Origin of the sequence: Butyrivibrio sp. AE2005 (assembly GCF_000686965.1) — a bacterium.
Taxonomy (GTDB): Bacteria; Bacillota; Clostridia; order Lachnospirales; family Lachnospiraceae; genus Butyrivibrio; species Butyrivibrio hungatei_A.
The window spans coordinates 51,193-73,451 of sequence record NZ_JMMD01000007.1; the positions used below are offsets into that span (position 1 = coordinate 51,193).

Below are 22,259 nucleotides of genomic sequence, written 5' to 3' on the forward strand. Positions count from 1 at the left end.
ATCTATCTATACTAAACCTTTCCCTAATTATCTTTTAAGGATTGCAATCTTTTTTCCTTATTGCTCCGAGCCTTAATATCAACATGCTGCGGATAGGCGTCCTTATATTTGTACACGCTTATCAGTATCCCCAAGAATACATACGAGATCACAATATTGTTATTAGATATGAATGGGAAAAAAGATGCATAAAACTCCGGAACAATTCCGAATCCCACAACGATATTGGCAATAGCATTTACCGCGATCCACATCATGCAACCGCATCCCATGATCTGTCCGAGCTGGTTCTTGGACTTTGCCATACTGACAAATCCAAAAACGATCAGCGCTGCCACTATCATAACAACCGCAAGTCCTATAACCAGCCCCCAGGTCGCCGAGATATAAGTCAAAACATAACTCCCCGCAGGAGAATTTACACATCCCCTTGACTGCATTGATGCTGCGCCGCCCCAAGTATATATTTTCCCTTCTCCGAATATCTTCATTGAATCCATGATTGTTTTTATATCATTACTGCCACTTATTATGAATCCGCCAACCTCAGTCCGGATAAAGTAGACCAAATAAAATACATAAGCCAGCCATATAGATATGATTGAAGGAATCTTTCGCACTTTTATCCAGCCTTTTCCTATTGCATACGTAAGCTGAATAAGCATACTGCCTACAACTATAAAGGCACGCATATTATAATATCTTGTTGATACAAACGGTATGAGCCTTGGCACAAAAACCCAAAGAAGAGCCTTTATAAGTCCCCCATACGATTGTCCTCTGTATTTGTAGAGAATTCCTGCATATAGAGGAATCAGCAAAAACATCAATGCAAAAGAAACGCTGACACAACCATTTATAACCCCCATCAGTGATTCCAGTTGGTCATAATTTAATGTTTCTCCGTTTAATTCACTCTTATCCGCTATCAGTCTATAAAACTTATAACTTCCGTAGTACGCAATCAGATATCCCGCCACCAATACAGTTGCAATCACTTTGGAATACTTGGCAACAGTTGTGTAATCCACAAGATACATGAAAAACATTGCGCCAATCCCCAAAACAGTAAAAAGAATATAATATCTGTCATCGGCTGAAAAAGGCGGCTCACTTATAGAATCGATCACTAGTTTGTCCTTCGCAATATAGGTATGGATTATTATTCCTATAACGCCGACAAGCACCGCCGCGATTATAACGCCCCACGCAATCTGAGGTCTGTGAACCCTGTCAAGTTCAATACCGGTGGCAACCGGATCTCCCATATCTTCTACAGCTCTTTTCTCCGCAGTATCTTCATCCATTCCACCTGAAATATTCGCTTCTATCTGATCTTCAATGTGAGCCTTAAGCTCATCGTGTATCCCCTGATGAGCCTCACGAAACCTCACTTGTTCCAATAGCTTTTTTATATATTCTTCCATTGTTACAACCTCTGTACCCCTGTAAATCCAACAATACTTATATCATACACCGTATGCCAATACACTTACGATAGCGCCCGAATACTCGTTCCACTCATCGGTCTTAGCCTTTAAGAGCTTTCGTCCCTCTTTTGTTATGCTGTAATATTCTGTCCTGTATTTCCTGATTCGAATTTTTTTGACTTACTGCAAAATTTTATATCTATGCGCTGTAGGTAAGCGTTTTTATATATGCCAAGCACCACAAACATCCTTTTACAGATTCAAATCTTTTAATAAATTTCTTATCCCAAAACGCTCAATTTCCACATCTTGTGAATATGCATCCTTATACTTATATATGCTGAGCAGTATTCCGAGCGCCGCATATGCATAAATAAGAGAATCAGAATTATCAGTTGATACAAACGGCAAAAAAGCACCAACGAAAAACCATTCCGGAAAAACTCCAAATGCAGTGAACACATTAACAATAGTATTTACTGCAAGCCACATCATACACCCCATACCCATAACATGTCCCAACTGATTCTTTGACTTAAATAAATTCATAAATCCCAATACGATTATTCCAACTACAATGGCAATAATCACTATTCCCCAAAACGCTCCGTAAGTCGATGAAATATATGTCAAAAAATATGTTCCAAATGGCCGATCTATAAAGCAACTTGAAGGTTTTTGAAAACCATCGTGTCCGTAATATATTCCTGAGCCAAACAAATATATTGAATCAACAACTTTTTTTAATATCTCCTCTTGCACACTATCTCCATAGCATTTAAACATACGTCCGTAAGACAATGATGTGATTATTATAAATCCCCCATATAGGTGTACCAGTACCTTCTTTTGTAACTTTATCCATCCTTTCATTATTGCAACTGTAAGCTCTGCAAGCATACATATCGCGATTATTGTAGCATCACCCCTTATCAGGTAATCTCCAAAATATATGTAAAAAACAGGAATAAAAATCCACAAAAGCGCCTTCGAAAAAGTCTTTTTTCGTTCCTTATACTCATAAAGAATTCCGGCGTAGAGAGGCACCAATATGAGCATCTTGTCAGAAAGCCTCCATGCAATCTCATTTAAAATACCAATTCCAAATGGCGTTTGCTTAAACGTCAATACTCCTGTATTGATCAATAAAGCATCCGGCAACGATGTAATCAAATAACCTGATGCCCATACAATCCCTATAATTCGTGAATACTTTGCAATAACCGTAAAATCCAAAAAATAAAAAAGGAGCATCAAACATATCCCCATAATGGTATATGAAAAAAAGTTATTAACAATATAATTTCTATCTGGGTTATAATACTGCCCATCTTTTATCAAAACCTGATCATTCCGCAAAAGAAACTGGAATATTGCGCCAACAATCGCAACAGCTAATACTGCTACGATTACCCCCCACGCCATCTGAGGTCTGTGAACCTTATCAAGTGCAATTCCCGTCTCAACGGGATCACCCATATCTTCGACAGCTCTTTTCTCAGCTGTCTCTTTATCCATTCCCTCGGAAATATTTGCTTCCGCCTGGTCTTCTATATGTGCTCTGATTTCATCCCCGATAGCTTTATGCGCTTTTTCAAAACGCACCTGCTCAAGTAATTTTTTAATGTACTCTTCCATTTTGTAAAACCTATCTGTCATTTTTATTTAATGTATTGCTTAGTCTGTCATACACCGTATGCCAATACGCTTACGATAGCGCCCGAATACTCGTTCCACTCATCGGTCTTAGCCTTTAAGAGCTTTCGTCCCTCTTTTGTTATGCTGTAATATTTTCTGGTCTTACCGAGGTATTCCTGCTCGTATGATTTGAGCATTCCTTTTTCTTCAAGTCCATGTAAAAGAGGGTAAAGAGTCCCTGCCTTGAATTCGAAGACGTTCTGCGACTTCTTCCTCAAGGTGTCTATCATCTCATATCCATACATATCTTTTTCCGAAAGTAATTTTAGAACCAGCATTGTACTGCTGCCGGTTAAAAGAGATTTATCTACTGCCATTTCTTTATACCCCCATATCCTTGGATCTTGCGCGGAGACTTATGTCTACGTGTTCTGCATATGCATTCTTATATTTATATATACTCAATATTATTCCAAACATGGCGTATGACGCTAACAATCCATCAAATCGTAGTCCCCCTGAAATAAACGGTAGAAAGGATGCACTACTATAGTCAAAGAATAATCCAAATCCAAATGTCATATTAAAAATGACTTTTTCTATAAGCCACATCATGCAACCGATCCCCATAACAAGACCCAATTGATTCTTAGTCTTAGCTGTTACTATCAGTCCGTAAATAATAAGACCAAGTATAGCAGCTATAACTGCTATTGCGATACCTATTCCCATTGTCGTTGATATATATGTCAAAATGTTAATATCTTCAACACAATCAATACTGTCTCCGGATACCTGCCCTCTTCCGAATAGCTTTGCCGATCTGATGATTGGCCTTATTGTTATTTCCTCATACCAAAAATCATATAAGCTAAAAGTTTTGATAACGCTTATAATCGGAAGTACAAGCAATGACCATATAAAAATAATAGCAGGTGCCTTACGTACCTTTATCCACTCTTTTTTTATTGCAATTGTCAGCTGCGCTAGCATACATACCATTGTTATTGCCATTGTCTCAAAACCATATTTTCCGTCATAAAACGATAATAGGAAAGTACATATAAGAATCCACATTACTGCTTTTACAAGTCCGCCGTACTTCTGTCCTCTATATTTATAGAGTATTCCTGCATAAATCGGAATCATCAAAAACATAAGTGAATCTACCCTTGAATTTAAATCATTAAAAAGCCTCGCAATCTCATAATCTACTGAATCCGGATTCGGCATCCAAACCCAATAAAGTGAAGCAAAATAAGATATTAACAAGATAATCCCTGCAATCTTAGAATACTTGGCAATCGTTGTGAAATCCATAAGATATAGGAGTAACATTACTGCCACCCCCACTAAAGAATAGAAAACAAACATTGTCCCCTCTTGAACAATATGCCCCTTAGATATCTGAAAAGCCAGGCCCCAGTTTAACTGTTTTGTCATAAAAATATGAAGTATAATGCTAAAAACTGTCACAGCCAAAGTTGCAACAACAAACTCCCACGCCAGTTGCGGTCTGTGAACCTTATCAAGCGCAATTCCCGTCTCAACGGGATCACCCATATCTTCAAGAGCTTTTTTCTCCGCTGTAGCTTTATCCATTCCCTCGGAAATATTTGCTTCCGCCTGATCTTCTATATGTGCTCTTATTTCATCCCCGATAGCCTTATGCGCTTTCTCAAATCGGATCTGCTCAAGTAATATTTTGATGTATTCTTCCATACAATCCTCCTTAGTACAAACACTTGCTGTCGTGACAAAATATAATTCACACTACTTTAGTTTTTTTAATCTCAGTTTCTTAAAATCAATGCGAAGATTTATATCTATATGCTGTGAATAAGCATTCTTATACTTATAAATGCTGAGCAATATTCCAAGTAATGCATATGACTCAACCAACTTATCATTTGAAACAAACGGCAAAAATGCCCCTCCGCCTTGATCATCGATAATTCCTGTTCCAACAAGAATATTAACAACGGTATTTGAAATAAGCCACATCATACAGCCGATTCCGATTACCATTCCCAGTTGATTCTTAGTCTTTAAAACTGTAACAAGTCCATACACAATAAGTCCGACTACAGTAGCTATAACCACTATTCCAACAATCAGTCCGCCTGTCGTCAGAATATATGTAAGGATCATACTGGTTCCGGAATCTGAAATACTATACTGGGCAGGCGAATATGATTTTCCTCCCAAACTGCTTAACAATGCATTTCCAAACAGCTTTACCTGCTTCATATATGCCCTGACTATATCTATATTTGCATTAATGGTTGGTCGTTCATACAGATTTCCATCCTCGCCGACCCATCTAAGAACAGTTCCGCTTGCGCGCTCATATTCTTTTTTAGCAACAAATCCCAAAAACACCGAGAAGGTAGTCCATAACGTTATAAGTACAGGTATCTTTGATACTTTCAGCCATTCTTTTTTTATTGCAAACGTGAGCTGAACAAGCATGCTGAGCACAAATATCAAACATATTACATAGTTATGTCTATAACTAACAATATAACTTGGAATAATTAACCAAAGAACTGATTTTATAAGTCCATCATACTTTTGTCCTTTGTACTTATAGATTATACCTGCATAGAGCGGAATAAGTAACAGCATAGGCGGATTCATAAAAGATGAGGTTGAATCCAGCACTTTTATCGGTAACGGAAAGTCTGCGTTTTCCCATCCCGTCCTATACCCCGTCTTATCGAGCCACTCCAGTTGCATGAAGTAAACTTTATCACGCAAAAAAATTCCAAGCATATACACGGCTATCATACATGTTGCTACTACCTTAGAATACTTTGCAACTGTTATATAATCCAAAAGATAAAGCAGCAACATTACTGATATTCCGCTGACAGTAAGCATGATAAATGAACCGATATCATTACGATACTTTAAATACTCTAAAGCCGGATCTTTTGCCATAAGGACATGAATCAATGTTCCCACGATTGCAACAAAAAAGGCTACGATTACAACTCCCCATGCCATCTGTGGTCTGTGAACCTTATCAAGTGCAATTCCCGTTTCAACGGGATCTCCCATGTCTTCGACAGCTTTTTTCTCTGCTGCCTCTTTTTCCATTCCATCGGAAATATTCACTTCTATCTGGTCTTCTATATGTGCTCTGAGCTCATCTGCTATCGACTTGTGCGCTTTCTCAAAACGCACCTGCTCAAGTAATTTTTTAATGTACTCTTCCATTTGGTAAAAACCTATCTGTCATTTTATTTAATGTATTGCTTAGTCTGTCATACACCGTATGCCAATACGCTTACGATAGCGCCCGAATACTCGTTCCACTCATCGGTCTTAGCCTTTAAGAGCTTTCGTCCCTCTTTTGTTATGCTGTAATATTTTCTGGTCTTACCGAGGTATTCCTGCTCGTATGATTTGAGCATTCCTTTTTCTTCAAGTCCATGTAAAAGAGGATAAAGAGTCCCTGCCTTGAATTCGAAGACGTTCTGCGACTTCTTCCTCAAGGTGTCTATCATCTCATATCCATACATATCTTTTTCCGAAAGTAACTTTAAAACCAGCATAGTGCTGCTACCTGTTAAAAGAGATTTATCTACAGCCATTTCTTTTTCCCCTCCTTATATCGTTCCATCTGTGCCTTAAATATTCTGTCATGTGTTTCCTGATTCAAATTTTCTTAACTTACTGCGAAATTTTATATCTATGTGCTGCGGATAAGCATCTTTGTATTTGTATATGCTAAGTATTATTCCAAGGAAAGCATAAGATTCGATTACCTTGTGCTCCGATATAAACGGGAAAAAAGATGTGTAATAAAACGAAGGCAATAATCCCGTACCGACACCTATATTAAAAATCGCATTTATAATAAGCCACATCATGCAACCACTTCCCATCACAGCTCCCAACTGATTCTTTGTCCTTGCAGTTGCCACAAATCCCAAAACAATCAAAGCCACTACAACGGCAATAACAACAACTGTCACTACACCTCCAAGAACTGCTGCAATCTTAGTGATCTCATAGCTTTCCCGATTAGTAAACTGGGAAAAAACTCCTGAACTTACAAGCGAACTTGTGGATACGGCCAAATTTCCTCTGACATAACTCACAGTTCCGCTACCAAAAGCCTTTACACCACTCATAATTTCTTTTGCCTTATTTGGGGGATCGGCAGAAAAGGTGATGTTATACATGACCCTTATTACGAACATGGGTATTATCGCAAATAAAGACCATATAGACACAATGGTTATTGTTTTAGGAACCTTTATCCATTCTTTATGTATTGCTATAGTAAGCTCCGCCAGTAAGCAGATCATAATTACCGTCGCACGAAATTGCTGATATTCTCCCATTGTAACCAGACCTATAGTCATTATCCAGATAAGTGATTTTATAAGTCCCTTATATTTCTGTCCCCTGTACTTGTAGATTATTCCTGCAAAAAGAGGGACGAGTAGTAGAACCAGTGTCTCCGAGCGGCTAACGAATCTGTATAATACGTTTGGAATTACATAACCGCTTGCTTCCAGACTATCTATTTTTTTATTTATCGTGTAAGAAAAAAGTAGTATAGCCGCTATTATCTTGGAATACCTTGCAACCGTCGTATAATCTACAAGATACATTATCAGCATTACAGCGATACCGCAGACAACGTCGTATATGTAATAACCGATATCACCTACATCTATCATAAATTTACCCAGTATGTAAAGAGCCCTTACATTATACGATGATGATGGTATTTTGCTCAAAAAGAACTTAATTATTATTCCCAGAATACCCACGATAATTGCAACAACTATCACTCCCCATGCAACCTGCGGTCTGTGAACCTTATCAAGTGCGATTCCCGTCTCAACAGGATCCCCCATATCTTCGACAGCTTTTTTCTCCGCTGTCTCTTTATCCATTCCCTCGGAAATATTTGCTTCCGCCTGGTCTTCTATATGTGCCCTGATTTCATCCCCGATTGCCTTGTGTGCTTTTTCAAAACGCACCTGCTCAAGTAATATTTTGATATATTCTTCCATACAATCCTCCTTAGTGTGCTGACACGGTGATTTTTGATCAAATTACGCTGAATGATTATCGTTCCAGTACACTAGCCTAACCCACTTGCTGCCGTGACGAAATATACATTCTCGCTACTTTAGCTTTCTTAATTCGAGTCTTCCAAATAAACTGCTAAATCTTATCTCTACGTGCTCGGGATATGCATTCTTAAATCTGTATATGCTAAGCAGGATTCCAAGCATTGCATACGCAGCGATCAGGTCTTTGTAATGCCCGGTGCATCCTGAGATGAACGGCAAAAAAGTCGAATCACCAAAGTCAGGGAAAATTCCAAATCCTATCAAAGTGTCAACAATGGTATTTGCCGCAAGCCACATCATGCAGCCGCTTCCCATTACAAGCCCCAACTGGTTCTTGGTCTTAAATACAGCGACAAATCCGATAATGATAAGTCCTGTTACAATAACTGCTATCGCAATTCCCGCAAATATTCCCATCCTGCCCAAGATATAGGTCATAACGCTTGCATTACCCGGAACCCAAGGAATCGGATGCGCGGAAGTAGTTCCCACCATCTTCGACGTAATCACAAACTCTCTGGTCTTCACATCCGTTAAATCAAGCGTGCGCCCCGAAGCAAGTTCTGTGATATTCCTTGAATAATTTCTGGTGTTGTAGATATAGTATGTCAAAAACAATACAAATATAGACCACATAGATATATAAACCGGTTTTTCAAGCACTCTTATCCACCTTTTATTTATTGCTATCGTAAGCTGAAGAAGCATACCGATTGTAATAGCAAATACTGCCATTTTGCCGTCATCTACAATCAATACTGCAACCGTAACAGCAATCCAGATGAGTGCTTTTACAAAGCCCTCGTATCGCTTGTCTTTATACTTATAGATAATTCCTGCATACAGAGGAACCATCAACACTTTTAATGCATCTGTGACAGTCATAAGCATAGGCATCTTACTGATATTTGCGATCACTATTGAAGCAAGAAGCACTCGCCCCGCTGCTCTTGAATATTTTGCAACCGTTGTGAAATCTATAAAATACAGGAGCAACATAAGCCCTATTCCAAGAACAGTGCATATGATAAATATTTTTTTATCCAGAACATCGTAATATCCCTGCAGGATCTCGTCGTGTGACATAAAGATACGAACCGACGAACCCAATAACGCAACGACTACCGCTGCGGCAACGATTCCCCATGCGATCTGCGGTCTGTGGATCTTGTCAAGTGAGATTCCGGCATCAACGGGATCCCCCATTTCCTCAACAGCCATTTTCTCCGCAGTTTCTTCATCCATTCCGTCGTATATGTTATCCGCTATCTGGTCCTCTATATGTGATCTTATTTCATCGCTTATAGCCTTGTGAGCTTTTTCAAATCTCACCTGCTCCAATAACTTCTTAATGTACTCTTCCATTTATAAAAAGCCTCTGTACTACTGTGTATCTAAATCATCTTCCCCTTTTTGCTCTTTAGCGATGCTATAATACTTTCTCATCTTCCCGCGGCAGTATTGCTCGTATGAGTTGAGCGTTCCGGCGCCCTCAAGTCCATGAAGTAAAGGATAAAGCATTCCGGCCTTCTTTTCAAAAACGTTCTCCGATCTCTTTCTGAGAGTTCGTATCATCTCATATCCATACATGTCTTTTTCCGAAAGTAATTTAAGTACCAACGATTCGTTGTTATCAGTCAAATGAGATTTTTCTTCAGCCATTTTTTATCCTCCTTGTATCGTGCCATTTTTCATTGTGCCTTAAACATTCTGTCTTATATTTCACGATTCGAGATCTTTTGACTTGGTTCGAATTGTTATGTCGATATGCTGCGGGTAAGCATCTTTATATTTGTATATGCTAAGTATTATTCCAAGGAGGGCATATGATGCGACTACCTTATGGTTTGATATGAATGGGAAAAAAGATGTGTACTGATACGCCGGCAACATTCCAAAACTTATAAACATATTTAGGATTGCATTTATTGCAAGCCATAACATGCATCCGCTTCCCATTACCATTCCAAGCTGGTTCTTTGTCTTTGCTGTGCTGACAAATCCAAAAACAATCAAAGCTGCAACAACTGTGATAATTGCAAATGCCAAAGCTCCTCCAAAAACTACAGCAACTTTGGTTATCATATAGCATTTTCCACTGCCTATCCGCGAACTGATAAGATTTAATGTCGATACGGTGATCTTTCCGCCCATATAGCTTACAGAACCGCTTCCAAAAGTCTTTACTCCACTCAATAATTCTTTTGCTCTGCTTTTGGAAGTAGCCGGGCCAAAGAGTGATCTGACAAAATTCATTTTAGTCAAACTTAAAATCTTGTTGTCATACATGAATCTGATCAAAACTATCGGAATCACCGTAAATAATAACCATATCGCCGTAATTGACTGTACCTTTGGAACTTTTATCCATTCTTTTTCTATAGCGATGGTAAGCTCAACAAGTAAGCAGATCACAATTACAAGTGCGCGAAATTCCTGATTGTTTATTCCCGTTGCAACCAAGCCGCTAACTATTATCCAGATAAGCGATTTTATCAGGCCTTTATATTTCTGTCCCTTGTACTTATAGAGTATTCCGGCAAAAAGCGGAACAAGTAAAAAAATACATGGCCCCGACCAGCTAAAGAAACTCTCTATAGATGTGTACACACTTGGAATCTGATTCCAATATTCCGGATCAAAATTCTCAATTCTTTTATAAAATGCAAAGTTCTTTATTGTGTATGAAATCAACAGTAAAGCCGCTACTACCTTGGAATACTTTGCAACCATCGTATAGTCTATAAGATACATCCCCAGCATTATGACAATTCCGCATACGACGTTGTATAAGTAGTAACCGGCATTATCTAAAGTAATATTTCCGATTATGTTAATTCCGCAGTCGGACGACGATGGCAATTTCTCCAATAAGAAATGAATTATTGCTCCGAAAAGTCCTACACCTATTGCTGCAACTATGACTCCCCACGCAACTTGCGGTCTGTGCACTTTATCAAGCGCTATTCCCGTTTCAACCGGGTCTCCCATGTCTTCAACAGCTATTTTCTCCGCTGTCTCTCTGTCCATTCCTTCCGAAATATTTGTTTCTATCTGGTCTTCAATATGTGATCTAAGTTCATCACCGATTGCCTTGTGAGCTTTTTGAAACCTCACTTGCTCAAGTAACTTCTTAATATACTCTTCCATATCAGACTGCTCTTTTCTCTACCTTTTCCCTGTCACTTTCGTGTTCCGTTTCCTGTTTTTTCCCTGAAATATCATCTTTACAGTCGATGCATTTCTCTGTATTATCCTCTATGATATTCTCTTCTTTTCTGTCATGTTTATCATTACTGTTTTCTGCGATGCTCGCAAGAACGTCGTTTCTCATATCGTAACCATCGCCCGTAATGAAAAACACACATAACCACACCAACAAAATAGCCACCAAGAACAAATGATACAAACCTATGCTATTGCCAAACACAATTATTGAAATTAATGCTGACATGATTCTCGCTCCTCCTTAATATTCTTAGTACGTCTCTTTTTCTATATCTATACTCTACTTATATCTACATGCTTCGAATAAGCATTCTTGTATTTGTATATGCTAAGTATTATTCCCAAGATTGCATACGAGGCGACAAGTTGACGTGCAGATAAAAATGGGAAAAATGACTGATTGTTAATCTTCAGTAATCCAACCCCGACGCCTGCGTTGTAAATTGCATTTATCGTAAGCCACATCATGCAACCGCTTCCCATAACAAGACCAAGTTGATTCTTTGTCTTTGATACAGTCACAAATCCATAAACTATAAGTCCAGAAACAACTGTTACAGCTACCAATGCAGCAAGTAAGCCCCACATCGCCATCATATCGGTCAGTACATATTCTCCGCCATACATGTTGCGCACGCAGTTACTTGTGGATTCGGTACTTGTAAATCCACCGCCTTCATAACTTATAATACCGCTTCCGATAATACTCATTCCTTTGATTATTCCTCTTGCCTGTTTCATGTCGTTATCCGGAATAAACCATGTTCTTATAACATTGCACTGATACAGACTCATCAATCTGTTCTTGTACAAAAACCATATAATTCCTGCGGGAAAGACTGTAAATAACACCCACACAGATACCAACACCGGAATCTTCGGCACTTTCAGCCATTCGTTTTTTATTGCGAAAGTAAGCTCAACAAGCATGCATATCACAATAATGACTGCGCGAATTCTCATTTCCTGTCTTGATGCAATCACTCCCGTAGCAATAATCCATAAAAGAGAGTATGTCAATGCTCTGTATTTTTGTTCCCTATATTTGTAAAGAATTCCTGCAAAAAGAGGAATCATCAAAAACGCAAGCGAACCTGTCCATCCAAATATATTTCCTACAACAGTCGCGATTAAAACCGCAATCGCTGCCACAACGGAATACCTTGCAACTGTCGTATAATCTATGAAGTATAGGATAAGCATTACAATTATCCCGAATATAGCGTTATAGATATATAATTTGCTTCCTCTTAAAGGCATTCTGTTTGGGTTCCAAATATCAAGAGAATAAGATGTATAAATATTACTTAGAAGGACATTAACGATTGTCCCTATAACTGTTGAAACCAAAGCAATGACTATTACTCCGACGGCAACATGCGGTCTGTGAACTTTATCAAGAGCAATCCCGGCATCAACGGGATCTCCCATATCTTCGACAGCTTTTTTCTCCGCTGTCTCTTTATCCATTCCCCCGGAAATATTCTCTTTTATCTGATCTTCTATGTGTAACCTGATCTCATCTTCAATGGCTTTATGAGCTTTTTGGAACCTGATCTGTTCCAACAATTTCTTTATGTATTCCTCCATAATCGCCCTCCACCGTTTCAACTCTTTTCCATTTATCAGCACACTTTCCGGCAGACTTATACACCGTAAGCCAATACGCTTACAATTGCGCCGGAGTATTCCTTCCACTCCTCTGTCTTACTCTTTAAGAGTTTCCTTCCTTCCTTGGTGATGCTGTAATACTTCCTTGTCTTACCAAGGTATTCCTGCTCATATGATTTGAGCATTCCTTTCTCCTCAAGTCCATGGAGAAGGGGGTAAAGAGTGCCCGCCTTAAATTCAAAGACGTTCTGGGATTTTTTTCTTAAAGTGTCTATCATTTCATATCCATACATATCTTTTTCCGAGAGTAGTTTTAGCACCAACATTGTGCTACTACCTGTCAGAAGGGACTTATCTACAGCCATATTGACCTCCTTATATCGTGCATCTATATATCGTAAGTCTATATATATCGTTCATCTACATACTATATCGGTTGCCGATATATGTCAAGAAAAAAGAAGCTTGCCTCAGATTTACTGAAACAAGCTTCCTATTTATCCGGCGTTTATGCTATTTTTTATCTCACGGCTGTTGGCGTCCCATGACTTGTATCTCTTCTCGCCTCTGTGGTCGGGAAGATCAAATCTGCTTGTAATCTCTTTTCCGAGATATTCTGTAAATTTCTCGGCGCCGTAGTAATTAAGGTGTGATTCATCCATGAAGTCTTTTTCAAAATCAAGGCCTATGGCGTCGTAGTCATGGTTTGCATTGGTAAATCCGATTCCGTTTTCCTGAGCAATTTCTTTTAACCGGTTAAAAACAAGTTCCTGCTCATCAGTGAAGACGTACGGAGTTACTATCATGTGCAGCTCTATGCCGTTCTGTTTGGTATAGTCGATTATCTTGCGAAGATAGAGCTCGGACTTTTCGGTCAAGCCGCCACTGCTTTCTTGCGTAATCTGCGGCCTGAGCTGTGGCGTAACCTTGGTCATTGGCTTAAAGCCCTTGAAATTCCTAAGATACGTGAATTTCCTGATAGGATATGTGAAATCGTCCTTGGTAAGTCCGTTGAGTCTGCCGTGGTAAACGGCAAAGCTCGGAAAGTATTCGGAAAAATGTTCTTTTTCAACGCTCACTTTTAACATTTGCATTTTATTAAGTGAAAAGCGCATTCCAAGAGCGTTTGGAAGCATCCACTTATACTGGTAATCGTCTTTTTGAAGTGCCGGCGAATACACATCGAGCACAACGAGCTTTGGCTTCTGCGTCTTGCATACTTCTTTAAGGTAATGGTATGTGATCCACAGTGGCTGTTCCGCAGCGCTGTAATCGTATGCCGCCATCCCATAGTCGTCCCAGAGCTTGCCCGTATCTATCGCGTAGTGTACATGACTTGAGCCCATCATAACGACATCAACGGTGTTGCGCGGCTGATAATAAAGGGCCGCCGCCTGCATGACCCCGTCATCGTTTTTTATACTCAAAACACCATCCCAATACCATATCGAAAGGATTGTGACGATCGCAAATATTATGCTGAACCTATTGTTATAAAACCTCTTTAACATCTAATCCCACCAACTAATTTTTTCTGCGCACTTTTTTTAAAAACTTACATACATAAAGCTGCTCGCATTGTACCCCGGTCCATATATCCCAAGCAGCAAAAGCGCCATGATCATTCCATACAAAACAACATATCGCAGTGCACACGGAAGGCTGTCCATTGCTCTTCCGATTCTCTTGTTTTTCCTTGCTATCAAAAGATCGAGTGCAAGAACTATGCAGCCGTAGATTGGAATTATAATATCTCGTCTCGATGCGCCTATATCGGCCGCCTGTGCCGCGAAAGAGTCGACTCCCGGCGTAAATGACAGCATTCTTCCGACATATCCGAGAGCACTGCTCATATTTGTCGCTCCGAAAAAGATCCATGCAAAAGAAACAAGCAAAAAAGTGATCACTCCGGAGACTATATTTGAGATAAATTCCGGCTCTTTTGTCGGTTCTTTTCCTTGTGCCTTCTTTATCTTTACCCCCGAAATTATTCCAAATGCCATTGTATAGATGCCGTGAAGCAGTCCCCATGCAAGAAAACTTGCATCTGCTCCATGCCAGATTCCACATATGATAAATACGATCGCTGTGTTAAGGAACCTGCGCGCTTTTCCCTTCCTGCTTCCTCCAAGCGGTATATAGATATAGTCTCGCAGCCATCTTGAAAGCGATATGTGCCATCTCCTCCAGAATTCGTTTATATTCTTCGAAAGGTACGGTGCATGGAAGTTTTCGGTAAGCTCCACTCCGAAGAGATTGGACACACCTATCGCAACCGCACTGTATCCCGCAAAGTCGCAATATATCTGGATCGAATACATGAGCATTCCAAAAAACAGCCACATCGCCCCAAATCTGGACGAGTCATTAAATAATCTTGTTGTGAAAAAAGCAAGCCTGTCCGCCACTACCACTTTCATGAAGTATCCGTAAAGGATGGTCGTGAAAGAAATCGAAAGGCGCTTGTTCTCTAACATTTTGACGTTAGGCAGCTCTTTTATCCGGTGTAAAAAGTTATCGGATCTCTCAATCGGTCCGCTGATAAACTTCGGAAAATAGCACATGTAAAGCGCAAAATGTATCGGGTTCTTTTCCGCTTTAGCTTCTCCCTTATACACATCCACGATGTAGGATATTGCCTGGAATATGTAGTACGAAAATCCAATCGGCATCAGGATCTTTATAAGCGTGTCGTCACGCTGTCCCCATCTTGCTACATTCTTTAGGGTAAAAAGAAGTACTGCACTCAGCACAACGCCCGCTATTGTCACTATCTTCAGCGCTTTGGTGTGCTTTTTTTCTTTGAGCTTGTCTTCCAAAATGCCAATGCCGTAAACTACCGCCGTTACCGACACAATCCACATGAGGGAATTAATGCCAAGGTGATAGATGAACGCCAAACTTGCAGCGAGTAAAATTAATGCTCTGGCTCTTTTCAGCAAATAAAAAAATATGAAAATCATTGTAACAAACAAAAAAGTACTTATGGAAAAGGACATTATAAACTCCGCCTTTTTATATTAAATATTGCAATAAAAAATGACAGAATACGAAAAATAAGGCATAGACTGCCCCCCTCTTCATATTCTGTCACATATATAAATTTCTTTTCACGATGCGAAATACTCGTTATTCTATAAAAATCCGACGTAAACCGCTTCATAAAAGCATTGCCTTTCAGCTATATATTGTAACAAATTCTATTTTATACACAAATTATAGCACAGTATTTGTTACAAAAGCAATAACTATTGGTGTTTTTCCGGACTTGAATTTAATAAAATTTTCCGCAACCGAGGTAACGCCTTTACTGATGCGATCATCTCTTACCCCCTGCCCCAAAAGCCTTGATATTTCTTTCATTGAAAGGTCTTTTAGCTCATCTGAGATCTCATTAAATTTCTCTTCGTCAAGAAAGCCTCTGCACCTGATATTTAAGTCTGATACGCATCGTCCTGTCTTCTTATCAATGCAGATCTCGATTATGACAACGCCCGACTCGGATAATAGCACTCTGTCACGAATAACGTTATTATCAATCTTGCTCTTTTCCCGTCCGTCAATAAGTATCTCGCTTAAGGTGATCTTACCGGCAGCACTGCAGGTATTTTCCGTTAGTTCGACTATATCGCCGTTCTTTATGAGAAAGACATTTTCAGCCGGAATGCCTACTTCTGTCGCAATTTTCTTTGCTTCTCTTCTGTATCTGTACTCTCCGTGCGCAGGGATCACGAACTTTGGGCGAAGCATGATAAACAGTAACTTGAGTTCTTCGGCGCAAGCGTGTCCCGTAGCGTGAAGATCCTGAAATTCTATCTTTGCCCCATGCTCCTCGAGGCTGTTTATTGTTTGGCTAAATTCCAGCTCACTACCATGAATCGTGACTGAGCTGAACAGGACCACGTCATTTTTCTTTATCCTGATGACGGGATTGTTTCCTGCGGCAATCTCGGCGATACACTTTACAGATTCTCCGTGATTACCCGTCGTGAGGAAAATAAGTTCCTCATCCTTATACTCATCAAGCATATCGTTTTCAACGAGCATATCGTCAGAGATTTCAATATATCCAAGTTTTCGCGCCGATGAAAAGACATCGAGAAGAAGGTCGCCCTCAAGTGCGATCTTTCGCCCGTATTTTTGCCCAAGCTTTATTATCTGCTGAATTCTGTCCATGTTAGTCGCAAATGTCACGATGATAAGCCTGTTCTCACGATACATGTTCATGAATCTGTCGAGCTGTTCGTTGACATATCTCTCCGACCGAGAAAAACCGCTATGCATGGCGTTTGTACTGTCAGACAAAACTGCAAGCACGCCTTTTGTTCCGAGTGCGGAAAGTCTCGCAAGATCTGCTGTTTTGCTCATTACAGGGGACATGTCAAATTTGAAATCGCCTGTATCAAATATTATTCCCTGAGAGGTATAGATCGCGAGCATGGCTGAATCGGGTATGCTGTGATTGCCTCTTATAAATTCAATCTTAAAATTGCCGACAACTATAGTGCTTCCGAATTTTATTGCCTTTGTCCTGATCTTTTTTATCCCGAAATCCTGAAATTTCTTTTCCACCATCGCGATGGTAAGAGGAGTTCCGTAAACGGGCACGTTGATTCCGTCAAAAATGTACGGAAGAGCTCCTATATGGTCCTCATGCCCGTGTGTAAGGATTATCCCCTTAAATCTATCGATATTCTCTTTAATATAGCTTATATCAGGTATTATCGCCGCAACGCCGGGCAGATTGTTGGGTGGAAAAGACGTCCCGCAGTCAATTGCGATAATGCTGTCTGAAGACTCTATAAGAGTCATATTCATACCGATCTTGTCGAATCCGCCAAGCGGAATGATCTTAATACTGTCTCCCATCTAACCTCGTAATCCTTCCGTTATGCTCAATGTTTTTTATCACATATTAACTTTTTATCATTTTCTTACAGTCATTTCCCCGATCATGTTTATGGAATAATAATCACGTATCTCCGAGAGATTATCTGTTATTCCAAGTATCCACATGAGCTTTGTAAGCGCCGCCTCTGCTGTCATGTCATGGGCTTCCATCGCTCCGATAGCGAGAGTTCTTTTGCCCGTCTCATATACATCCATCTTGGTGCCTTCATATCTGCACTGCGTACCTACAACAACCGCCATTCCGCCTGAAATAAGCTTATCAAGCGTCCCTATGAAGTCATGCTTTAAGAACGGCATTCCTCCGATTCCGTAACCTTCAATATATAGCCCCTTATATCCCTGGTCGGCAATTGATTCTATAAAGCTTCTATGCATGCCCGGGAACATCTTAACCATGCATACTTTATCAGAGTAGTTGTTTGAAAGAGTGAAAATACCTGTCCTTTCAGGCACGGCTGAAGTATCAATCTTCATTCCGAGAGAACTTATCGTCGCAATATTGGGGTAATTGATACTCTCAAAAGCATCAAAACTAAGTGCCCTTACTTTGGACGCCCTGCATCCAAGCATGACTTTTCTGTTGAACGCAACAAACACTCCGGGAATATTGCTTGCTGCCATATGTATCGCACATCTGCAGTTCTCCATGGCATCTGCAACGGGATTTGTTATTGATAACTGCGATCCCGTGATAACAACAGGAATTGCGATGTTTCTCAGCATAAAAGAAAGCATCGAAGACGTATATGCAAGCGTATCCGTTCCATGTATCACAACTATTCCGTCATAGTCATTCCTGCATTCGCTGATGCGCTGCGCAAGTGCCGACCAATCATCCGGAAAAATATTTGCACTGTCCAAAGAGCAGAAATCTTCTATCTCAATATCCGTATCCCCCGAAACCATCTTCAGCTCTTTCTGCATATCATAGATTGACAAGCCCGGTATAAGGCCGTTCTTCTTCATAACCGAAGATAATGTTCCGCCTGTGTTGATTATAAGTATTCTCTTACTCATTGTTCTTTCCTTTTATTTCTACTTCAATTTCAAAAGTTGTGGATTCGCTTATGGAATCCTCCTATGTAAGAATAAAAAAGAGCTTGGAAAAGTGCAAGCACTTTCCAAGCTCTTTATAAAATCAGTGTTTATGCAATCCGATAAGAATTACTCAACGATTGTAGCAACCTTACCTGATCCAACTGTACGTCCACCCTCACGGCTTAACGTTAATTATATCTAATTAAAAAGCCTTGATTTTACATAGTTTCTGTTCGCACATATCTCATGTATTATCTTTTTATATACCAAGTATAGCCATCGAAAACTAGTTCTTGCTCCTTATCTTTAAAAATCGGAGATAAAGTATCCTTCATCCAGCTTCTAACCTGCGATTCAGCCATCTCACCACTTTCAATCTTGGCATTAACGTTGGATTGTATCATCATAAAGTCTATAAAGTCGTCCAAACTAAAAGAATGAATGAGTTCATAATTGATCTGCTTATACATTTTCAGGCCACTTATTAAGTCTGCATCCGTCCAAATATTCTCTTTACGCGGCGGCTTAGGGAATCGTTTCAAATACTCATCCTGATACCAACTTGTATATTCGGGAACATTCTTCATTTTATCTGTAATCCAGAAATCATAAATTATAATAAAACACTCATCTTTGGTCACTTTGATGAGATTTTCCATAAATTTCTTTTCATCAACCCAATTGACCATCCCTGCTGCTGATACCACATCATACTTTTCATCAGGTATCAAAGTATCTTCTGCTTTGGCAGTATAAAAACTATAGGCTTCGTCTGATCCATATAATTCATTGCAGACCTCTACCATTGATTCTGCAATATCTGTACCTGTCACATGCCTGCAAATAAGCTTCAGCGCTTTAGTTGACAGCCCTGCACCACAGCCAACATCAAGCCCATTACTGAATATAAAATCATCGGGCAAATCACAATCTTTTCTAAACCTGTCAATTACACCTTTATGTAACCATGGTCTTTTTGCGTACCCCTCGGCAATTCTTTTTGAATTAAATGATTCATTGTTCATTATTCATCCTCTGTTTTTTATCACTGTAGTTTCAAAACCCACAAGTGTATCATCATCATAAATCCCAAATGGAAATGCATAACCATTATTGGTAATAGTCGTGTAAGCCTCAATAATACTAACCTCATTAGAAGCGACAAATTCTCTCTGGTCTTCATTAACAGATAGTTTTAATATATCCCAAACATTTTTACCATTTATCTTCTCAAGTCTTAACATATAGTCTCTTCCCCAAGTAATTTTGAACAAGCATTGTGACATTGTTTTCCGTTTCAGCACGTCCATCTATATAAATCACAGGACAAGATAAATCAATTAGCCAATTCTTAGCATGATCATCAGACCTGGCCTCCACCATTTTAAAGAAACGTTCTTCACTCTCGTACAGGTCTCCTCCAGGTAGCATGCGATTTCCAAACTTATCATTGGAACGTTTTCTTACTCTTGCCATTCTTATTTCTTTTGGTATATCTATGTATACTGCCAGATCAAATAGTTTTTCTATCTGCTTACTGTAATTTCCACGAACTGAAGCAAGAACAACATCATCATTCTCTTCCAAGTCCTTTAACAATAGAGCTGCTACTTCTTCATCTGTTCTCTGAATACTGTATTCATATTTATCATCTATCTTAGGAAAATAATAATCTTCTATATCTCTGAATTCATAATTAAGCCGTCCTGCCAATGCTTTCCCCAAAGTACTTTTTCCTGCTCCATTTAGTCCACATATAATAATGCGCATAGTGATTTACTTCCCCCAATTATGCTCAAATACGTTCTTTTATTATACGAAAAAAGAACACCGAAGTGTTCTTGGTAAATCTTCACGTTCACCGCCTTCCATCGCGGATTCCGATTCACAGGCAAATAAAGCATTTTTATGAGTGTGCTTCTCAAGAAGTTTCCTTCTACCATCATAATACATATTCCAGTCATGATAGTCAATCAAAAAACTATACAAAAAAACAGCTTCCAGAGAAACTCTGGAAGCTGCATAAAATCTAGATTTGTTAAGATTACTCAACGATTGTAGCAACCTTACCTGATCCAACTGTACGTCCACCCTCACGGATAGCGAACTTAAGACCCTGCTCCATAGCGATAGGGTGAATAAGCTCGATTGACATTGTTACGTGGTCACCAGGCATGCACATCTCAACACCATCGGGAAGGTTGCAGACACCTGTAACGTCAGTTGTTCTGAAGTAGAACTGAGGTCTGTAGTTTGTGAAGAAAGGTGTATGACGGCCACCCTCGTCCTTTGTAAGAACGTAAACCTCAGCAGTGAACTTTGTGTGGCAAGTTACTGTGCCGGGCTTTGTGATAACCTGACCTCTCTGGATTCCATCACGGTCAACACCACGAAGAAGAAGACCAACGTTGTCACCAGCTTCGCAGTAATCCATTGTCTTACGGAACATCTCGATACCTGTTACAACAGACTTAGATGTCTCTTCCTTGATACCAACGATTTCGATTTCGTCGTTGAGGTTAAGAGCACCTCTCTCTACTCTACCAGTAGCAACTGTTCCACGTCCTGTGATTGTGAATACGTCCTCAACAGGCATAAGGAAAGGCTTATCTGTCTCACGAGTAGGTTCAGGGATATACTCATCAACTGTGTTCATGAGCTCGATGATCTTGTCGCCCCACTCGCTCTTAGGATCCTCAAGAGCCTTAAGAGCTGATCCACGGATGATAGGTGTATCATCTCCAGGGAACTCATACTCTGTAAGAAGGTCTCTGATCTCCATCTCTACGAGGTCAAGGAGCTCTTCATCATCAACCATATCGCACTTGTTCATGAATACGATGATGTAAGGAACACCTACCTGACGAGCAAGAAGAACGTGCTCCTTTGTCTGAGCCATAACACCGTCAGTAGCAGCAACAACAAGGATTGATCCATCCATCTGAGCTGCACCTGTGATCATGTTCTTTACATAGTCAGCGTGGCCAGGGCAGTCAACGTGAGCATAGTGTCTCTTCTCTGTCTCATACTCGATATGAGCTGAGTTGATTGTGATTCCACGCTCTTTCTCTTCAGGAGCCTTATCGATCTGATCGAATGCTACTGCAGGGCTGAATCCTCTATCAGCAAGTACTGCTGTGATTGCAGCTGTAAGTGTTGTCTTACCATGGTCAACGTGTCCGATTGTTCCAATGTTAACGTGCGGTTTGCTTCTGTCAAATTTAGCTTTTGCCATTTCTAAATATCCTCCTTAAGGTTAAATGTTAAGAGTAACATTTACATACATAATTTCACATACTATATC

The 22,259-nt window shown here is 39.8% G+C and carries 21 protein-coding genes; all 21 read right to left on the reverse strand.

The window, feature by feature from the left end:
- Positions 1-23: 23 nt before the first annotated feature.
- Positions 24-1,427 (reverse strand): permease prefix domain 1-containing protein, encoded by a 1,404-nt coding sequence (locus DL92_RS0107995; RefSeq protein ID WP_026667363.1) that lies wholly within the window; start codon positions 1,425-1,427, stop codon positions 24-26.
- Positions 1,428-1,682: 255 nt separating this feature from the next.
- Positions 1,683-3,068, reverse strand: a complete 1,386-nt coding sequence (locus DL92_RS0108000) for a permease prefix domain 1-containing protein (RefSeq protein WP_026667364.1) — start codon at positions 3,066-3,068, stop codon at positions 1,683-1,685.
- A gap of 47 nt (positions 3,069-3,115) precedes the next feature.
- The gene (locus tag DL92_RS0108005; protein ID WP_026655646.1) at positions 3,116-3,445 is read right to left on the reverse strand and encodes a PadR family transcriptional regulator; all 330 of its coding nucleotides are present in this window, start codon (positions 3,443-3,445) and stop codon (positions 3,116-3,118) included.
- A 4-nt stretch (positions 3,446-3,449) separates the two neighbouring features.
- Complete coding sequence (locus DL92_RS0108010; RefSeq protein WP_026667365.1) at positions 3,450-4,790, reverse strand: permease prefix domain 1-containing protein; 1,341 nt, start codon at positions 4,788-4,790, stop codon at positions 3,450-3,452.
- Between the two features lie 51 nt (positions 4,791-4,841).
- Entirely contained in the window at positions 4,842-6,290 is a 1,449-nt protein-coding gene (locus DL92_RS0108015) for a permease prefix domain 1-containing protein (RefSeq protein WP_026667366.1), read from the reverse strand.
- A 47-nt stretch (positions 6,291-6,337) separates the two neighbouring features.
- Positions 6,338-6,667 (reverse strand): PadR family transcriptional regulator, encoded by a 330-nt coding sequence (locus DL92_RS0108020; RefSeq protein ID WP_026655646.1) that lies wholly within the window; start codon positions 6,665-6,667, stop codon positions 6,338-6,340.
- Between the two features lie 48 nt (positions 6,668-6,715).
- Complete coding sequence (locus DL92_RS0108025) at positions 6,716-8,104, reverse strand: permease prefix domain 1-containing protein (RefSeq protein ID WP_026667367.1); 1,389 nt, start codon at positions 8,102-8,104, stop codon at positions 6,716-6,718.
- Between the two features lie 114 nt (positions 8,105-8,218).
- Complete coding sequence (locus DL92_RS0108030; protein ID WP_026667368.1) at positions 8,219-9,532, reverse strand: permease prefix domain 1-containing protein; 1,314 nt, start codon at positions 9,530-9,532, stop codon at positions 8,219-8,221.
- An 18-nt stretch (positions 9,533-9,550) separates the two neighbouring features.
- A complete protein-coding gene (locus DL92_RS18660) occupies positions 9,551-9,829 on the reverse strand; it encodes a PadR family transcriptional regulator (RefSeq protein WP_051625265.1) in 279 nt (92 codons plus the stop codon).
- Positions 9,830-9,889: 60 nt separating this feature from the next.
- On the reverse strand, positions 9,890-11,317 hold the full coding sequence (locus tag DL92_RS0108040) for a permease prefix domain 1-containing protein (RefSeq protein WP_026667369.1): 1,428 nt from the start codon (positions 11,315-11,317) through the stop codon (positions 9,890-9,892).
- Position 11,318: 1 nt separating this feature from the next.
- On the reverse strand, positions 11,319-11,621 hold the full coding sequence (locus DL92_RS0108045) for a hypothetical protein (protein WP_026667370.1): 303 nt from the start codon (positions 11,619-11,621) through the stop codon (positions 11,319-11,321).
- Between the two features lie 47 nt (positions 11,622-11,668).
- Positions 11,669-12,985, reverse strand: a complete 1,317-nt coding sequence (locus DL92_RS0108050) for a permease prefix domain 1-containing protein (RefSeq protein WP_026667371.1) — start codon at positions 12,983-12,985, stop codon at positions 11,669-11,671.
- A 56-nt stretch (positions 12,986-13,041) separates the two neighbouring features.
- Positions 13,042-13,371 carry a PadR family transcriptional regulator gene (locus DL92_RS0108055; protein WP_026667372.1) on the reverse strand — a complete coding sequence of 110 codons (330 nt, stop codon included), beginning with the start codon at positions 13,369-13,371 and terminating at the stop codon, positions 13,042-13,044.
- A gap of 132 nt (positions 13,372-13,503) precedes the next feature.
- Positions 13,504-14,517 (reverse strand): hypothetical protein, encoded by a 1,014-nt coding sequence (locus DL92_RS0108060; protein WP_026667373.1) that lies wholly within the window; start codon positions 14,515-14,517, stop codon positions 13,504-13,506.
- A 36-nt stretch (positions 14,518-14,553) separates the two neighbouring features.
- The gene (locus tag DL92_RS18665; protein WP_051625266.1) at positions 14,554-16,005 is read right to left on the reverse strand and encodes an MBOAT family O-acyltransferase; all 1,452 of its coding nucleotides are present in this window, start codon (positions 16,003-16,005) and stop codon (positions 14,554-14,556) included.
- 217 nt (positions 16,006-16,222) lie between these two features.
- Complete coding sequence (locus DL92_RS0108070; protein ID WP_026655658.1) at positions 16,223-17,875, reverse strand: ribonuclease J; 1,653 nt, start codon at positions 17,873-17,875, stop codon at positions 16,223-16,225.
- A 57-nt stretch (positions 17,876-17,932) separates the two neighbouring features.
- Positions 17,933-18,934, reverse strand: coding sequence for an asparaginase (locus DL92_RS0108075; protein WP_026655659.1), 1,002 nt, complete (start codon positions 18,932-18,934; stop codon positions 17,933-17,935).
- A 272-nt stretch (positions 18,935-19,206) separates the two neighbouring features.
- Positions 19,207-19,980, reverse strand: a complete 774-nt coding sequence (locus DL92_RS20185; protein ID WP_051625267.1) for a class I SAM-dependent methyltransferase — start codon at positions 19,978-19,980, stop codon at positions 19,207-19,209.
- A gap of 3 nt (positions 19,981-19,983) precedes the next feature.
- Positions 19,984-20,199, reverse strand: a complete 216-nt coding sequence (locus tag DL92_RS18670) for a hypothetical protein (RefSeq protein WP_197027241.1) — start codon at positions 20,197-20,199, stop codon at positions 19,984-19,986.
- Positions 20,186-20,725 (reverse strand): AAA family ATPase, encoded by a 540-nt coding sequence (locus DL92_RS0108085; RefSeq protein ID WP_034468750.1) that lies wholly within the window; start codon positions 20,723-20,725, stop codon positions 20,186-20,188. Before DL92_RS0108085 ends, DL92_RS18670 begins: the two co-directional genes overlap by 14 nt.
- Before the next feature lie 274 nt (positions 20,726-20,999).
- A complete protein-coding gene (gene tuf / locus DL92_RS0108090) occupies positions 21,000-22,190 on the reverse strand; it encodes an elongation factor Tu (RefSeq protein WP_026655662.1) in 1,191 nt (396 codons plus the stop codon).
- Between the last annotated feature and the right edge of the window lie 69 nt (positions 22,191-22,259).

Bases quoted from the DNA above. Each gene is read 5' to 3' on its own strand.
- DL92_RS0107995 (WP_026667363.1), bottom strand. From the start codon at position 1,427: ATGGAAGAATATATAAAAAAGCTATTGGAACAAGTGAGGTTTCGTGAG.
- DL92_RS0108000 (WP_026667364.1), bottom strand. From the start codon at position 3,068: ATGGAAGAGTACATTAAAAAATTACTTGAGCAGGTGCGTTTTGAAAAA.
- DL92_RS0108005 (WP_026655646.1), bottom strand. From the start codon at position 3,445: ATGGCAGTAGATAAATCTCTTTTAACCGGCAGCAGTACAATGCTGGTT.
- DL92_RS0108010 (WP_026667365.1), bottom strand. From the start codon at position 4,790: ATGGAAGAATACATCAAAATATTACTTGAGCAGATCCGATTTGAGAAA.
- DL92_RS0108015 (WP_026667366.1), bottom strand. From the start codon at position 6,290: ATGGAAGAGTACATTAAAAAATTACTTGAGCAGGTGCGTTTTGAGAAA.
- DL92_RS0108020 (WP_026655646.1), bottom strand. From the start codon at position 6,667: ATGGCTGTAGATAAATCTCTTTTAACAGGTAGCAGCACTATGCTGGTT.
- DL92_RS0108025 (WP_026667367.1), bottom strand. From the start codon at position 8,104: ATGGAAGAATATATCAAAATATTACTTGAGCAGGTGCGTTTTGAAAAA.
- DL92_RS0108030 (WP_026667368.1), bottom strand. From the start codon at position 9,532: ATGGAAGAGTACATTAAGAAGTTATTGGAGCAGGTGAGATTTGAAAAA.
- DL92_RS18660 (WP_051625265.1), bottom strand. From the start codon at position 9,829: ATGGCTGAAGAAAAATCTCATTTGACTGATAACAACGAATCGTTGGTA.
- DL92_RS0108040 (WP_026667369.1), bottom strand. From the start codon at position 11,317: ATGGAAGAGTATATTAAGAAGTTACTTGAGCAAGTGAGGTTTCAAAAA.
- DL92_RS0108045 (WP_026667370.1), bottom strand. From the start codon at position 11,621: ATGTCAGCATTAATTTCAATAATTGTGTTTGGCAATAGCATAGGTTTG.
- DL92_RS0108050 (WP_026667371.1), bottom strand. From the start codon at position 12,985: ATGGAGGAATACATAAAGAAATTGTTGGAACAGATCAGGTTCCAAAAA.
- DL92_RS0108055 (WP_026667372.1), bottom strand. From the start codon at position 13,371: ATGGCTGTAGATAAGTCCCTTCTGACAGGTAGTAGCACAATGTTGGTG.
- DL92_RS0108060 (WP_026667373.1), bottom strand. From the start codon at position 14,517: ATGTTAAAGAGGTTTTATAACAATAGGTTCAGCATAATATTTGCGATC.
- DL92_RS18665 (WP_051625266.1), bottom strand. From the start codon at position 16,005: ATGTCCTTTTCCATAAGTACTTTTTTGTTTGTTACAATGATTTTCATA.
- DL92_RS0108070 (WP_026655658.1), bottom strand. From the start codon at position 17,875: ATGGGAGACAGTATTAAGATCATTCCGCTTGGCGGATTCGACAAGATC.
- DL92_RS0108075 (WP_026655659.1), bottom strand. From the start codon at position 18,934: ATGAGTAAGAGAATACTTATAATCAACACAGGCGGAACATTATCTTCG.
- DL92_RS20185 (WP_051625267.1), bottom strand. From the start codon at position 19,980: ATGAACAATGAATCATTTAATTCAAAAAGAATTGCCGAGGGGTACGCA.
- DL92_RS18670 (WP_197027241.1), bottom strand. From the start codon at position 20,199: ATGTTAAGACTTGAGAAGATAAATGGTAAAAATGTTTGGGATATATTA.
- DL92_RS0108085 (WP_034468750.1), bottom strand. From the start codon at position 20,725: ATGCGCATTATTATATGTGGACTAAATGGAGCAGGAAAAAGTACTTTG.
- tuf (WP_026655662.1), bottom strand. From the start codon at position 22,190: ATGGCAAAAGCTAAATTTGACAGAAGCAAACCGCACGTTAACATTGGA.